Raw genomic sequence first — 615 nt, 5'->3', positions numbered from 1 at the left:
TTTTCAGCCCTAAACCACCTACTTCAGTAGGTGGTTATCATCCGTTTCGGCTTTGCCTGTAAAACTACTCATGCTAAATGCGTCTTTGATTTTTCCAGAAGTCAAAGAGGACAAATAACATGAGTAGATACAATCAAGCTTCCCACGTATTTTGGCGTTGTCAATACCATATAGTGTGGACGCCAAAGTATCGATTTAGGATCTTGAAGAACAATATAGGTAAAGAAGTTTATCGATGTATTTATGTTTACTGTAATCAACTTGGATGTGAAGTCGTAGAGCTAAACGTACAAGTTGACCACGTACATTTAGTTGTAAAGGTCCCACCAAAGCTTTCGATATCCAAGTTGATGGGGGTATTGAAAGGCAAAATAGCCTTAAAGCTATTTAGCAAGTTTCCTCACCTTAGGAAGAACAGGCTTTGGGGTAATCACTTTTGGCAAAGAGGCTATTTTGTCGATAGTGTTGGAATCAATGAAGAAATAATACGCCGATATGTAAGACATCAAGAGAAGCAAGAGCGAGTAGAGCAGCAGCAATTGGCGCTGGACTAAACAAAGGCCCCCTTTTAGGGGGCTCACACAAAGCCACCTTCTTTAGAAGGTGGTAATTTAC

The 615-nt window shown here is 40.3% G+C and carries 1 protein-coding gene; it reads left to right on the top strand.

The annotated features are described in order from the left end of the window. Positions 1-119: 119 nt before the first annotated feature. Positions 120-554 (top strand): IS200/IS605 family transposase, encoded by a 435-nt coding sequence (gene tnpA, locus R7O03_RS22730; RefSeq protein WP_017633711.1) that lies wholly within the window; start codon positions 120-122, stop codon positions 552-554. Positions 555-615: the final 61 nt, after the last annotated feature.

Source organism: Vibrio sp. Vb2960 (assembly GCF_033337665.1).
Classification (GTDB): domain Bacteria; phylum Pseudomonadota; class Gammaproteobacteria; order Enterobacterales; family Vibrionaceae; genus Vibrio; species Vibrio alginolyticus.
Note: the sequence above shows the minus strand (reverse complement) of the source record. Positions and strands in the feature narration are given on the sequence as shown.

Bases quoted from the DNA above. Each gene is read 5' to 3' on its own strand.
- tnpA (WP_017633711.1), top strand. From the start codon at position 120: ATGAGTAGATACAATCAAGCTTCCCACGTATTTTGGCGTTGTCAATAC.